This window comes from Spirillospora sp. NPDC000708, assembly GCF_040299565.1.
GTDB lineage: Bacteria > Actinomycetota > Actinomycetes > Streptosporangiales > Streptosporangiaceae > Spirillospora.
Genome location: NZ_JBEPCJ010000004.1, coordinates 119,845 through 134,052 on the forward strand (window position 1 = coordinate 119,845; position 14,208 = coordinate 134,052).

General features: G+C 76.3%; 11 protein-coding genes. 3 read left to right on the forward strand and 8 right to left on the reverse strand.

The window, feature by feature from the left end:
* Window positions 1–132 precede the first annotated feature (132 nt).
* Complete coding sequence (locus tag ABT299_RS04840) at window positions 133–1,062, forward strand: alpha/beta hydrolase (RefSeq protein ID WP_500249786.1); 930 nt, start codon at window positions 133–135, stop codon at window positions 1,060–1,062.
* 42 nt (window positions 1,063–1,104) lie between these two features.
* A complete protein-coding gene (locus tag ABT299_RS04845) occupies window positions 1,105–1,992 on the forward strand; it encodes an amidohydrolase family protein (protein ID WP_500249787.1) in 888 nt (295 codons plus the stop codon).
* Between the two features lie 41 nt (window positions 1,993–2,033).
* On the opposite strand, the gene ABT299_RS04850 is transcribed toward ABT299_RS04845, so the two are convergent.
* The 3 genes from ABT299_RS04850 to ABT299_RS04860 are packed head-to-tail and all read right to left on the reverse strand — an operon-like array spanning window position 2,034 to window position 4,620.
* Window positions 2,034–3,086 (reverse strand): cation diffusion facilitator family transporter, encoded by a 1,053-nt coding sequence (locus ABT299_RS04850; RefSeq protein WP_500249788.1) that lies wholly within the window; start codon window positions 3,084–3,086, stop codon window positions 2,034–2,036.
* Entirely contained in the window at window positions 3,083–3,472 is a 390-nt protein-coding gene (locus ABT299_RS04855) for an ArsR/SmtB family transcription factor (RefSeq protein ID WP_190863600.1), read from the reverse strand. Before ABT299_RS04855 ends, ABT299_RS04850 begins: the two co-directional genes overlap by 4 nt.
* A 23-nt stretch (window positions 3,473–3,495) precedes the next feature.
* A complete protein-coding gene (locus ABT299_RS04860; protein ID WP_500249789.1) occupies window positions 3,496–4,620 on the reverse strand; it encodes a DUF6777 domain-containing protein in 1,125 nt (374 codons plus the stop codon).
* Between the two features lie 132 nt (window positions 4,621–4,752).
* Here ABT299_RS04860 and ABT299_RS04865 point away from each other — a divergent pair, with 132 nt between their 5' ends.
* Window positions 4,753–6,693, forward strand: a complete 1,941-nt coding sequence (locus tag ABT299_RS04865) for a serine/threonine-protein kinase (RefSeq protein WP_500249790.1) — start codon at window positions 4,753–4,755, stop codon at window positions 6,691–6,693.
* On the opposite strand, the gene ABT299_RS04870 is transcribed toward ABT299_RS04865, so the two are convergent.
* The 5 genes from ABT299_RS04870 to ABT299_RS04890 form a co-directional block, all read right to left on the reverse strand.
* Entirely contained in the window at window positions 6,694–7,836 is a 1,143-nt protein-coding gene (locus ABT299_RS04870; RefSeq protein WP_500249863.1) for a VWA domain-containing protein, read from the reverse strand.
* A gap of 77 nt (window positions 7,837–7,913) precedes the next feature.
* Window positions 7,914–10,205, reverse strand: coding sequence for a DUF5682 family protein (locus tag ABT299_RS04875; protein ID WP_500249791.1), 2,292 nt, complete (start codon window positions 10,203–10,205; stop codon window positions 7,914–7,916).
* Complete coding sequence (locus ABT299_RS04880) at window positions 10,202–11,311, reverse strand: ATP-binding protein (protein ID WP_500249792.1); 1,110 nt, start codon at window positions 11,309–11,311, stop codon at window positions 10,202–10,204. Before ABT299_RS04880 ends, ABT299_RS04875 begins: the two co-directional genes overlap by 4 nt.
* Window positions 11,308–12,894 (reverse strand): DUF5691 domain-containing protein, encoded by a 1,587-nt coding sequence (locus ABT299_RS04885; RefSeq protein ID WP_500249793.1) that lies wholly within the window; start codon window positions 12,892–12,894, stop codon window positions 11,308–11,310. The genes ABT299_RS04880 and ABT299_RS04885 overlap by 4 nt, the downstream gene beginning before the upstream one ends.
* Window positions 12,891–14,189 carry an SWIM zinc finger family protein gene (locus ABT299_RS04890; RefSeq protein WP_500249794.1) on the reverse strand — a complete coding sequence of 433 codons (1,299 nt, stop codon included), beginning with the start codon at window positions 14,187–14,189 and terminating at the stop codon, window positions 12,891–12,893. Before ABT299_RS04890 ends, ABT299_RS04885 begins: the two co-directional genes overlap by 4 nt.
* Window positions 14,190–14,208: the final 19 nt, after the last annotated feature.

Below are 14,208 nucleotides of genomic sequence, written 5' to 3' on the forward strand. Positions count from 1 at the left end.
CACCCTACCGGCGGCCGCCCGGGAACCCGGGTCCGCTGCTTTATAAACCCATTACTTCACGTTGAAACATGGCCGGAAGTGGGGACATTACCGGTGAACCACAGCTGAATGACCGGGACGGAAAATATGTCCATGGCCACCGGGGGCGCCGCCCCGTCCGCAGCACCCGCCGACGACGGCGCGACCGTCGTCGGCGAGCACCGGCCCCGCCGCCGCGTCCTGGACCTCGCGGTCCGCTCGCCCGTCCTCCCCGGCGTCGCGCACGCCCGGCTCCTGCTGCCTCCGGGCTGGTCGCGGGACGCCTCCCGGACCTGGCCCGTGCTGTGGCTGCTGCACGGCTCCGGCGCCGGGCACACCGCCTGGACCGACCACGGCGGCGTCGAGGAGCTGACCGGGGACGGCGAGGTGATCGTCGTCATGCCGGACGGCGGCCCGTGCGGCAATTACACCGACTGGTGGAATCGCGGCGACGGCGGGGCGCCGAAGTGGGAGACGTTCCATCTGGCCGAGCTGCGCCAGATACTCGAACGCGGATACCGCGCCGGAACGCGGCGCGCCGTCGCCGGGAATGGGACCGGCGGGATGGGCGCGCTGTCCTACGCCGCCCGGCACCGCGGCCTGTTCCGCGCCGCCGCGTCGTTCAGCGGCCCGGTGCATACCCTCCACCGCGACCCGTGCGGCCTGGACGTCGCCGACCTCGTCGAGCTGACCGTCGCGATCGGCGAGCCCGCCCGCGACTGGACGGACGTGTGGGGCGACCCCGACGAGCAGCGCGTGGTGTGGCGCCAGCACAACCCGTTCGACCTGGCCGACCGCCTCGCCGGCGTCCAGCTGCACGTCAGCGCGGGCGACGGGCGTCCCGGCCCCTACGACCCGAGGCCCGGCACCGGCCACGACGTGGTGGAGGCGCTCGCCGGCACCGTCACCCGCGAGTTCGCGGGCAAGCTGAAGAAGCTCGGCATCCCGATCTCCACGCACTTCTACCGCGGCACGCACACCTGGCCGTACTGGCGGCGGGAGCTGCGCGCCGCGCTGCCCGCCCTGCTGGCCGCGATCGCCTAGCACCTGTCGGCGGCCCGCCCGCCTCCGGCTAGGGTTCGGGGCGTGACTGAACCCCGTTCGGATTCCGCCGTCCCCGCGTTCTGGCAGGCGCTCGGGCTGCCCGGCATCATCGACGCGCACGTCCACTTCATGCCGCCGCGGCTGATGAGCGCGGTCTGGGCGTACTTCGACGACGCCGGACCGCTGATCGGCACGGAGTGGCCGATCCGCTACCGGGACTCGGAGGAGGAGCGGCTGGCGTTCCTGCGCGGCCTCGGCGTCCGCGCGTTCACCGCGCTGGTGTACCCGCACCGGCCCGGCATGGCCGAGTCGCTGAACGAGTGGGGCGCCGAGTTCGCCGCCCGCGTCCCCGACTGCCTGCAGACCGCGACGTTCTTCCCCGAGCCGGGCGCCGCCGCCTACGTGCGCCGCGCCCTGGAGTCGGGGGCGCGCGTGTTCAAGGTCCACCTCCAGGTCGGCGGGTTCGACCCCCGGGACAAGGAGCTGGACGAGGCGTGGGGGATCCTCGCCGAGGCCGGGGTGCCCGCCCTGGTCCACGCCGGGTCCGGCCCGGTCGCCAACGGGTTCACCGGTCCGGACCCGTTCGCCGGGGTGCTGGCCCGCCACCCCCGCCTCACCGCGATCATCGCCCACCTCGGCGCGCCCGAGTTCGGGGGCTTCTTCGACCTCGCCGACCGGTACGGCGGCGTCCATCTGGACACGACGATGACCTTCACCCGGTTCGCGGGCGGCCTGGGCTCGTTCCCCGAGGCGCTCCTGCCGCGGCTCCGCGACCTCGGCCTGGAGGGCAGGATCCTGCTCGGCACCGATTTCCCCAACATCCCCTACGCCTACGCCCATCAACTGGAGGCGCTGGCCGATCTCGGCCTCGGCGACGACTGGCTGCGGGCCGTCTGCTGGAACACCGCCGCCGAGCTCTTCGACCTCTGACGCCGGGGCTCTGACGCCCAGGGCCTGTGACGTGCGGCGGGTCAGTGGTCGCAGGGAGCGGAGCCCGCGTGCTGGTGCGGCTGGTCGGCCTCGCCCACGTGCCGGGGGCCGTGCGAGTCCTCGCAGTGGCCGTGCCGGGACGGGCCGTCCACGTGATCGACCTCCAGCGTCGTGTGGGTGATCCCGTACGAGGCGCGCAGCAGGTCCTGCATGTCGCGGCGGACGGCGTGGCAGTCGCCCTTCGCGTCCACCAGCACGTGCGCCGACAGCGCCGGATAGCCGGACCCGACCTCCCACACGTGCAGGTCGTGCACCTCCTCGACGCACGGCCGCTCGGCCAGCCGGGAGCCCAGCTCGGACGGGTCGATGCCCGCCGGGGCGGCCTCCATCAGCACCCGTCCCGCGTCCCGCAGCAGCCCGTACCCGGCCTTCAGCATCAGCGCCGCCACCACCAGCGACGCGATCGCGTCCGCGCGGGCGAACCCCGTCGTCCACACCACCAGTCCCGCGACGGCGGTGCAGACGAACGCGAACAGGTCGTTCAGGATGTGCTGGAACGCGCCCTCCACGTTCAGGCTCGTCCGGTTCGCCCGGCTCAGCAGCCAGCTCGCGCCCAGGTTGACCACGATGCCCGCAAGGGCCGTCCAGAGGACGAACCGCCCGTCGACCTCCGGCGGGCTGATCAGCCGGTGGACGCCCTCGTAGACGAAGAACGCCGCGAGCAGGATCAGCGTCAGCCCGTTCAGCTGGGCCGAGAGGATCTCCGCGCGGCGCATCCCGAACGTGAAACCGCCTTGCGGCGGGCGCGCCGCGATCCGCATGGCGACCAGCGCCAGCGCGATCGCGAACGCGTCGGTCAGCATGTGCGCGGCGTCGGAGAGCAGGGCGAGCGACCCGGCCAGCAGGCCGATCACGACCTCGCCCGCCATGTAGGCGACGATCAGGGCGAGGGCGCCGCCGAGCACCCTCCGGTCCGCGTTGGCGGAGATGCCGTGCCCGTGGCCGTGTCCATGCCCATGGCCTTGGCTCTGGCCCTGGGCGTGCTCATGGCCGTGCCCATGCCCGTCCGGCTCGTTCCCCGGCTTCGCGGTCATGCGCCTTCCTCCCCGTGGCCGACGTGGGCGAGGGCGAGATCGAGCAGCATCCGGACGTGCGAGTCGTCCAGCCGGTAGTAGGCCATCCGGCCGGCCCGGCGGACCCGGACCACGCGGTTGGCGCGCAGCAGGCGCAGCGCGTGCGACACCGACGACTCCGACTGCCCGCAGGACGCCGCGATGTCGCACACGCACATCTCTCCCCCCTCGAGCAGCGCGGTGATCACCCGGAGCCGGCCCGGGTCGGACAGCAGCCCGAACACCTGCGCGAGCTCCCCGACCGCCTCCGCGCCCGGCATCGAGGCGGACACGAGGGCGACCTTCTCCGCGTCGACCACGCGGACGGCGCACGCCTCCGCGGGGATGACATCTGAAGCACTGCTCATATGAACAAATGTAGCAGCAGGGGTCAGAAGGCCGGGGACGACCCCGCGGAACCGCCGGGCGGCGCCATCGAGATCACCGGGCTCTGCGGCTCGTCGCCGGGCGTCCCGGCCCCCGTCCCGCCGGTGGTGCCGCCGGTCCCGGTGCCGCCCGACCCATCATCGCCGGTTCCGGTGCCGGTCGCGGTCCCCGTGCCCGGTCCGCCGCCGGGCGACACCCCCGGCTGCGAGATTTCCGGCGCCGGGGACCCCGGCGCGGGCGATCCCGGATCGGAGATCCCCGGCTCCGGCGACCCGGGGGCCGGCGACCCGTCGCCCGGCGCGGGGGAGCCCGACGACCCCGAGTCGGCCGGCGCCGGGGAGTCGCTGGGCGTGCCGCCCGACGGCTCCATCTCGGTGGCCGGAAGCGGCAGCGGCGGCCCGTCGTCGCCGCCCGTGGTCGCGCGCGGCCGCTCGAAGCCCATCGTGGCGCCCGGATCGACGAGCACGAAGACCGTGATCGTGCCCTTGCGGGAATCCCGCGGCCGGATCCGCGTCACATTCCGCTTCTCGAATCCCGGCCACTTTCGGCCACTGTACCGCGCGTTCGACGTTTTGATCTTGCCCGCCGGCGCGGTCAGCGGATTCCCGCAATTGCACTTCACCGCCGGAACCCCGTAGCCATTGACCAGAACGCCCATTCCGGCCTGGAGCACGGCGCTCTCGCTCGTCGCCCTGCCGTCCCGGTAGCCGTGGTTGGTCACCAGGGTGTCGGTGCGCAGCAGCACCGGCGTCAGCCGCGACACGTACCGCGGGATGTCGCTCACCGGAATGCCCTGCACGCCCGCCCACGCGCGCGCCTTGTCCGGGTTGGCCTGCAGGAACGCGACGAGCCTGCGCTGGTCGCAGCTCGAGATCCGGCGCGTCCCGCCGTACAGGCCGGGCGCGTCGCCGTCCTTCGTGCCGCCCCGCGCCGGGCGCGTCGCCACCTTGACCTGGTCGGTGTTCGCCGCCAGGGTGTACGGGTCGCGCCCCGGCGAGCCCACGGTCAGCCGGGTGATGGTGGCCCCCGCGTCCCCGCAGCCCGCCAGCGTCCCCGCCGCCAGCACCAGCGCGCCGGCCGCCATGATCGGCATCCGGCCCCGCGCCATTCGTGAATTGATCTCGAGCATGCGTCGTCTCCCGCTCCGGGTTCGGTGAACCTATACTCTTGGATGCCGGGCGGCACCGATTAGTGCCCGGGAGAATACGGAATTCTTGCGCCCGGCCGGCGGCCGGCATTGCGGGACCTGACGGGGGTCACAATGGCGAGCCCGCTTCCCCTCACCGCCGCGGATCCCACCCGCCTCGGCGGCTACGAGATCCTCGGGCGGCTCGGCACCGGCGGCCAGGGCGTGGTCTACCTCGGCCGCCCCGCCGGCGCGGGCGACCGCGCGCCCGCCGCGCCGGGCCCGTCCGGCGCGCCGCCGCGCGTCGCCGTCAAGCTGCTGCACGCCCAGCTGCTCGGCAACGCCGCCGCGCGCGGCCGTTTCGTCCGCGAGCTGGCGCTGCTGCAGCGGGTCGCGGGGTTCTGCACCGCGCAGGTCCTCGCCGCCGACATGGACGGCGACCGCCCCTACATCGTCAGCGAGTACGTGCCGGGCCGGTCGCTGCGCGAGCTCGTGCTCGAGCAGGGCCCGCGCACCGGCGCCGATCTGGACCGGCTGGCGATCGGCACGGTCACCGCGCTCACCGCGATCCACCGCGCGGGCGTCGTGCACCGCGACTTCAAGCCGCAGAACGTGCTGATGGGGCTGGACGGGCCGCGCGTGATCGACTTCGGCATCGCCCGCGCGTTCGACGCCGGCGCCACGATGACCAGCCAGGTCGTCGGGACGCCCGCCTACATGGCCCCGGAGCAGTTCGCGGGACGGGTGTCGCCCGCCACCGACCTGTTCGCGTGGGCGGCCACGCTGCTGTTCGCCGCCACCGGCCGCGACCCGTTCGCGGGCGGCGCGCTGCCCGCCGTGATGTACCGGATCATGCACGAGACCCCCGACCTCGGCGCGCTGCCGGGCCCGATCGCCGAGGTCGCCGCCGGCTGCCTCGCCAAGGACCCCAAGGCCCGCCCCACCTCCGAGGACGTCCTGCTCCGCCTCCTCGGCGACCGTCCGGGCCCGCCGCACCCGCGCCTCGACCCGTCCGCCGCCCCCGCCACGGCGGCCCTCCCCGAACCCCCGACCGCCACCTGGACCGGCACCGCCGGCCCGGGCTCGACCCCTGCCCAAGGCGGCCGGCCCGGCGCTGCCTTTGCCTACGGCGCCCAACCTGGAGCCGTCCCTGCCCAGGACGCCCGACCCGGCTCGACCTCTGCCTCTGGCGCCCGGTCCGGCGCCATCCCGGGCCGAGGCGTCCAGCCGGGCGCCGCCGCCGGTGGCGCCCGGCCCGGTCCGTCCGGTTCCGGTGAGGCCCCGCCTGGCGCCGCTCCGCCGGGAGCCGTTCAGCAGGGTCCGGCGCAGGCCGGGATCGGGCCCGGCGCGGGGGCGACCGGGGCGCCGCCCGGCGCGTACGGCGCGGGGGAGGCGCCGACCGTCGTCGGCTCCGGCGCCGGTCCCGGTTCGACCGAGGCCGCCGCGCCGGGCCTCCCGGCCGGTTCCGGCAGCCCGCCGGCGTGGGACGCCGCCGGGACGCAGGGCGCGGGCGCGGAGACCGCGTCCGCCGCCTACCGGCCGTCGCCCGAGAACTTCGCCCCCTCCGGGTACTCGCAGCCCATCGAGTACCGGCAGCCACTCCAGCCTCAGGGGCCACCTGACGCTCACGAGCCGTCCGGCCATCCGGGCCCGATCGGTGACAGCGGGCGCCCGGGGCCGCAGGCGGCGCCCGCGCGGACGTACCGGCGGCTGCGGCGCGGACCGGGAGTCGTCACCGGTCTGGTGCTCGCGACGCTGCTCGCCGCGCTGGACGTCGTCGCGCTCGCGATCCTGATCGCCCGGCCGTCGCTCAGCGCCGGCCACCGGGGCGGGCTCCTCCCGCTGGTCGCGTCGTCGTTCACGCTGGTCGCGGTCGTCACGCTGGTCGCGGTGATCGTCGCGTGGCGGGGCAGCCGGGCGGCGGCGTGGACGGTCGTGGCCGCGCGGGTCGCCCGCGTCGCGATGTGGGCGGCGTGGGGCGGGCTGGTCCACGTGGAGCCCGCCGCGCTCGCCGGGCACGCCGCCCTCACCGCCCTGGTGGTGCTCCTGCTCGCGCAGGGCCTCTGGGCCTCCTGATCAGCGCCGCTCCGCCCACTGCCCGAGGTCGCGGCGCTCGATCGCGGCGGCCATCAGGTCCGGGAAGGCGTCCGGGGTGCAGGCGAACGCCGGGACGCCGAGCGCCGCGAGGGCCGCGGCGTTGTCGTGGTCATAGGCCGGCGCACCGTCGTCGGACAGCGCCAGCAGCACGACGACCTGCACGCCCGCCGCCGTCAGCGCCGCGACCCGCTGCAGCATCTCGTCCCGGACGCCGCCCTCGTACAGGTCGCTGACCAGTACCAGGATCGTCTCGTTCGGCCGGGTCACGAGGCCCTGGCAGTACGCGACCGCGCGGTTGATGTCCGTGCCGCCGCCGAGCCGGGTCCCGAACAGGACCTCGACCGGATCGTGCAGCTGGTCGGTCAGGTCGGCGACGGCGGTGTCGAACACCACCAGCGACGTCCGCAGCGACCGCATCGAGGCCAGCACGGCGCCGAACACGCTCGCGTACACCACCGACGCCGCCATCGAGCCGCTCTGGTCGATCGCGAGGACCACGTCCCGCTGCACCGCCTGCCGGCGCCGCCCGTACCCGATCATCCGCTCCGGCACGAGCGTGCCGTGCTCGGGCAGGTAGTGCCGCAGGTTCGCGCGGATCGTCCGGTCCCAGTCGACGTCCGCGAGCCGCTTCGGCCGCCGCACCCGCGCGGACCGGTCGAGGGCGCCGCCGACCGCCGAGCGGGTCCGCTGCGCGAGCCGCCGCTCCAGCTCGTCGACGACCTTGCGGACGACGGCCCGCGCCGACTCCCGCGCCCGGTCCGGCATGACCTTGTTCAGCGACAGCAGCGTCCCGACCAGGTGCACGTCCGGTTCGACGGCCTCCAGCATCTCCGGCTCCAGCAGCAGCCGGGTGAGGTCGAGCCGCTCGATCGCGTCCTTCTGCATCACCTGGACGACCGTGGACGGGAAGTAGGCGCGGATGTCGCCGAGCCAGCGAGCGACCGACGGTGCGGAGTCGCCGAGCCCGGCGCCGCGGCGGCCCGGCCGGGGCCGGCCTCCTCCGGCGTCGCCGGCCCCGTAGAGCTTCTCCAGCGCCGCGTCCATCCGGGCGTCGTCGCCGGTCAGGGACACCCCGGTGCCGTCGGCGCGCTCGCCGCCGAGCACCAGCCGCCACCGCCGCATCCGTTCCGGCCCGCCGTTCGCGGTGCCCTCGTTCACGGTGCCGTCGTTGGTGGTGCCGTCGTTGGTGGTGTCGTCGTTCACGGGGCCTCCCAGCCGAGGACGCGCAGTGCCGTCGCGACGGCGGGCGCCGCGCGCTTCCCGTCGAGGTCGTCGCCGGGCGGGCGGGACGGCCCGGCGGGCGCGGCCCCGGCCCGGCGGACCCGCTCGCCGATCGCACGCCGCTCGGCGGCGGCGTACGCGCCGAACGTGCGGCGCAGCAGCGGCAGGACGTCGGTGAACGCGTCGGCGGGCAGCCCGGCGATCCAGCCGTCGACCAACCGGAGCAGTTCCTCGTCGTGTACCAGGACGAGCCCGCCGCCGGACAGGAAACCCTCCACCCAGGCGGCGGCGCGGGCGGGCGCCGCGCCGACCGACACGGCGCGCGCCATCCGGGCGGGGACATCGTCCAGCCGGCCCGCGTCCAGCAGCAGCCGGGTGATCCGGCCTTCGAGCAGGCCGTGGAGGGTCTCGGGCCGGGCGATCAGGGCCGTCAGGGCCGCGCGCCAGCGTTCGAGGTGGTCCTCGTCGGCGAGCAGGGCGAGGGCGCCGTGGACGGAGTCGATGTGCCCGAGGAAATCGCGGGCCGCGTCGTCGTCGAGGCCCGACACGGCGGGCGGCAGGCCGACGCACACCCGGACGACCAGGCCGTCCACGACGGTGCGCAGCGGGCCCGTCGCGGTGCCGCGCACGTCGCCGTAGCGGAGCGCGCGCACGAGCGCGGGCAGCGCCGCCATCAGGTGCGCGACGTCGGTGTCGAGCGCGGCCCGGTCGGCGAGGGCGCGCATCACCGTCGGCAGCGCGTCGCCGAGGTCGGCGAGCAGGCAGCGCTCCGCGACGGACGTCAGCTCCGGCAGCGTCCCGGCCTCGGCGGCCATCGCCTCCGCGCGGGCCGCGGTCGCGTCCCGCACGGTCGTGCCCCACGCGCTCGCCTCGATCAGCTCGACGTCGAACTCGGGCCGCCACATCAGCGTCCACGTCTCCCGGAACGTGCCCTTCGACCGGCTCTCGGCGGGCACGCCCCAGTCGACGTCGAGCAGCCGGAGCCGGTGCAGCAGCCGGCTGCGCTCCAGGTCGGTGGGCTTGCGGAGGTCGAGGTCCTGCTCCTTGCCGAGCGCGGACGGCTTGAGCCGCAGCCGCCGCTGCTCGGCCTGCAGGTCGCGCTGGAGCGGCACCATCGGGGTCCGGTCCGGGACGGCGCCGAGCCGCTCCCCGACGACCATCCGCTCGCGGATCAGCTCGACGGGCGCCTCCGCGCCCTCGCACAGCACCGCGCGGGTCGCCTCGGTGACCTCGTCGAGCCCGGCCAGCGGGCGGCCGCGCAGCGCGGCGAGCGCCTCCGCCAGCCGGACCGCCTCGATCACGTGGGCGGACGAGACGTGCAGGTCCTCCTCGCGCAGCAGCCGCGCGGCGGCGGCGAGCCACCGCTCGACCGGCCGGTCCGGCGCCGCGAACAGGTGGTGGTACCAGCCGGGGGAGCGGACGCCCGCGCCGTACCCGGAGCGGCCCGCGAGCCGCCCGTGCGTCCACGGCACCCACGTCATCGCGACCTTCGTCTTCGGCAGCCCGCGCAGCGTCCGGTCGTCGTGCGTCGCGGGGACCTTCGCGCGCAGCGCGGGGACGTGCCAGGCGCCGCAGATCACCGCGACCCGCTCGAACCCCTCCTTGAGGGCGCGGCGCACGGTCCGGCGCATGTGGGCCTCGCGCTGCTCCTCGCGGCGGTCGGCCCGGGACGGCTCCACCCGCTCGCGCAGCTCGGCCATGGCCTCCGCGATCGCGGGGAACGGCGAGGGGCCCTCGTGGCGGTGCTCGACGACGTCGTCCCACCAGCGTTCGGTGTCGTCGTAGCCCGCCGCCTTGGCCAGCGTCCCGAGCGGATCCAGCCGGACGTCCTCCGGCGGCGCGGCGCCCGCAGCCCCGTCCCCGGGCTCCTCGCCGCCGGGTCCGGCGCCGGAGGGGTCGGCGGCGTCCGGTTCGGGCGGGACGAGCTGCTGCGCCGCGGGCAGGTCGCAGAACCGGACGGCCGCGCCCGCCGCCAGCCCGTACCGGATCGCCTGCCATTCCGGGCTGAACTCCGCGAACGGCCAGAACGCGGCCTTCCGGTCGTCCTTCCCCGCCGCGCCGCCGGGCGGGCCGGCGGGGGAGTAGGCCAGCAGCGCGACCGGCGGGACCATGCCGGGGTCGCCGGCCAGCTCGACGATCGCGTCGGCCTCCGGCGGACCCTCGATCAGGACCGCGTCCGGACCGAACTCCTCCAGCGCGCCGCGCAGCGCGCGCGCCGAACCGGGACCGTGGTGGCGGATCCCGAAGACCTCGACCCGTCCGGCCGTCAAGACACCTCCCGGCAGGCGCGGTAGAAGTCCCGCCACTCCGGGCGGTCCCGCACGACCGCCTCCAGGTACTCCTGCCACACCACCCGGTCCGACACCGGGTCCTGGACGACGGCGCCGACGAGCCCGCCCGCCACGTCCGCGGCCCGCAGCACCCCGTCGCCGAAGTGCGCGGCCAGCGCCAGCCCGCTGGTGATCACCGAGATCGCCTCGGCGGTGCTGAGCGTTCCGCTCGGCGACTTCAGCTTCGTGCGGCCGTCGGACGTCAGGCCCGAGCGCAGCTCCCGGAACACGGTGACGACCCGGCGGATCTCCTCCAGGCCCGCCGGCGCCTGCGGCAGCTCCAGCGACGCGCCGATCCGGTCGACGCGGCGGGCCACGATGTCCACCTCGTCCTCGACGGTGTCGGGCAGCGGCAGCACCACCGTGTTGAACCGCCGCCGCAGCGCGCTGGACAGCTCGTTCACGCCCCGGTCGCGGTCGTTCGCGGTCGCGATGAGCGTGAAGCCCTTGCGCGCCTGCACCTCGGTGCTCAGCTCCGGGACCGGCAGCGTCTTCTCCGACAGCACCGTGATCAGGGCGTCCTGGACGTCGGACGGCATCCGGGTCAGCTCCTCGATCCGCGCCACCGACCCGCGCCGCATCGCCCGCATCAGCGGGCTCTCCACCAGCGCCTTCTCCGACGGGCCCTCCGCGAGCAGCCGGGCGTAGTTCCAGCCGTAGCGGATCGCCTCCTCCGCCGTCCCGGCCGTCCCCTGCACCAGCAGTGTCGAGTCGCCGCTGATCGCCGCCGCGAGGTGCTCCGACACCCACGTCTTCGCGGTGCCGGGCACGCCGAGCAGCAGCAGCGCCCGGTCGGTCGCGAGCGTCGCCACCGCGACCTCCATCAGCCGCCGCCGGCCGACGTACTTCGGCGAGACGATCGTGCCGTCGGGCAGCTCCCCGCCGAGCAGGTACGTCGTGACGGCCCACGGCGACAGCCGCCAGCCGGGCGGCCGGGGCCGGTCGTCGTGCTCGGCCAGCCGGGCCAGCTCGCCGGCGTACTCCTGCTCGGCGTGCGGGCGCAGCACCCCGGCGGGCACGGGGTCTCCGGTCACGGGTTCGGTCACGGGGCGAGCTCCTTCAGCATCTCGTCGCGGAAGCGCAGGGTGGTGATCAGGGCCGGGACGGCGCGCGGCAGGGCCCGTCCCGGCTCCTCGGGCGGGCGGCGGGCGAGCAGCTCCTCCAGCCGGGACGCGGCGGACGGGTCCAGTCGCTGCTCGGCGAGCCGGCAGAGCTGGGTCAGGGCGTGCTCGTCGCGGCGGGTCGAGGCGGGCCGGACGGCGGACGCGGCGAGCGTGCCGACCACGGCGGACGCGAGGTCGCCGGTCCACGGTCCGGGCACCCGCTCCAGGATGGGGGGCAGCTCGGACCTGCCCTCGACCCAGCGGATCAGCCCCGCCGCCGCGGCGTCCCGCTCCCCGGCGGGCAGGACGGCCAGCAGGTCGGCGAGCGCGCCGGGCTCGTCCACCATGACGCCGCCCTTCAGCAGCGCGCGCGCCCACGCGGCGTCCTGCTGCTTCAGCGCGGCCCGCGCCCACCCGATGTGGACGTCGCGGGCGTCGCCGTCGTGCTCGTCCCGGCCGGACCGCCCTTCGGAGGCCCCGGCCGCCGCGACCGGCAGGCACACGATCTCCATCGGCGGCAGCCCGAACAGGTCTGTCCAGGTGCCGAGCGGCGTGCGGGCGAGGATCTCGCGCAGCCAGGCGGCCCGCGTCCCCACCGGGCGCCCCCCGCCGCCGGGCGCGAACGACCCGCCGGGATGGAACGGGACCCCGTCGCGCGCCAGGTCCTCGTCGTGCGCGGCCGGCGGCTCGACCATGATCCATGTCTGCTCGCGGCCCCGCACGGTGCGGACCCGCGGGACCAGGCAGGCGCGGGCGCGCGCTGCCATCCGCCGCCCGTACGCCGAGCCGGGCAGCCGGGCGAGCAGGTCGGCGGCGAGCTGCCGGACGTCCTTGCCGCGGTCTTCCAGCGCCGACTCCAGGAACTCCTCGTCGTCGGGCGACAGCCCGGCCCGGAACGTGCCGAGGAAGGCGGCGCGGTCGGGCGCGGGCTCCTTCGCCCACGTCTCCCGCAGCGCCTCGCGCGCGGCGGCGGAATCGGCATGGCGCAGCGCGGTCAGGTACGCGGCCCGCTGGTTGCGGGTGCCGGTCTCCCACACCTCGGCGCCGCCGCCCGGATCGCCGCCCGCCCCGACCAGGTACGCCCAGTCGGTGTTCCGCAGCGCCAGCCACACGCCGCGCCGCCCGGCCGCGCGGCTGATCGACGGCCGCAGCATCCGGTCGCCGCGGCCGCGTTCGAGGAGGTCGGGCAGCAGGCGCGCCGGCACCCGCAGCCCGCGCTCCGCCGCTGCGTCCAGCCATTCGGGCAGCACCTGGACGTACTCGCCGTGCAGGATCCGGCCGAGCCGGTCGGCCGCCGCGGGCGGCACGACCGGCGCCTCCTCGGCGGGCGCCGGGGCGATCACCTCGGCGGCTCCGCGGCCGGGGACGCGCCCGGCCCGCCGCGCGACCGTCAGCAGCGCGGCCTGGTCCAGCAGCCGGCCCGCCTTGTCGGGGTCGGGGCCGTCCGGCGCTTCCGGAAGGACGGGCGGGTCGCGGCGCTCGGTGCCGAGGAGCGCGGCGGTGACGTGCTCGTTCCAGCCGGTCACAGCAGCACGGCCCCTTCGTCGGCCTGCCAGGCGGTCAGCGGCCGGAGCCCCTCCGGCGTCCACTCCCCGGCGAGCGTGACGGGCCCGCCGCCGGACACCGCCAGCAGCCGCCAGGGATCGGCGGTCCGCAGCGGCAGCGCGTCGCCCGCCTCGTCGACCACGTGCAGGCCGCCGCCCTCGCCGCGGGCGAGCCGCACCCCGTCCAGCGTCGCGGGCCAGCGCTCCAGCCACGGGTCGCTCGCCAGCGCCGCGGCGTGGTCGTCCAGGAACCCGGCGACGGACGTCCCACCGGGCGCCGCCGGGACGGCCGGGCCGTGGCGTTCGGCGACCAGCGCCCGCAGCGGCCGGGCCCCCGGATAGAAGGCCAGCTCGGCGTCGACCTCCGTGCCGACGGCCAGCGAGGAGTCCAGCGCCGCGCCGGGCGCGGCGAACGACAGCACGAGCGCGGGACGCCCGCTCTCCCGCCCCCGCAGCCAGGTCCGGCGGGTGGTGAGCTGGTCCTGCACGGTGTCCCGCGCCCCCGTCACGCACCAGCGGTCCCGGACGCGCTCCCCATGACCCAGCACGTCGTCCTGCGCGACGGTGAAACCGACCCGCGAACGCACGGTGTCGCGCAGCCCGTCGGGCAGTTCCTCCCGCCGCCGGTAAGCCTGGACGAGCAGCCGGAGCAGCGCGTACTCCTCCAGCAGCCGGTCGGGCCAGCCGGGCTGCCGGGGGATCGCCGCGAGCGCCCTGACCTGCCCCGCCAGCGCGCCGGCCTGCGCGTCGACGAGCCGGCGCGCGGCGTCGTCCCACAGCCCGTAGGGCGCCTTCTCCGCCTGCGCGAGCCCGTGCGTCACCTGGTCGCGGAGCCACTGGTCGAGCTCGGCGAGGCCGTCCTCGACCCGCCGCTCGCGCCGCTCCACCGTCTTCGGGTCACGCGCCTTCGCCGCGCCCGCCGCCTTGCGCTCGAGCGCCTTCCCGGCCCGGTCGCGGCGCTGCTCGATCCACTCCGCGGCCCAGCCGGGGCGCGCCCCGGCCGCGACCGCCCCGTCCGACCACAGGAGCAGCAGCCCGAGGACGTGCTTGCATGGGACCTTGCGGCTCGGGCACGAGCAGCGGAACGCCGGCCCGGCCAGGTCGGCGCACGCCCGGTAGACACTGCTGCCGCTGCCCTGGCACTCGCCCCAGACGGCCTCGTCGTCGCAGCCCGTCCCGCCCCACCGGGCCGGCCGGGCGATGCCGCCGGCCGCCTTCGCGGACGCCGCGTCCGGCGCCAGCGCGGCGACCCGCCCCCGATCCCATCGACCGCTCACCCCCCGAAACTATCCGCCT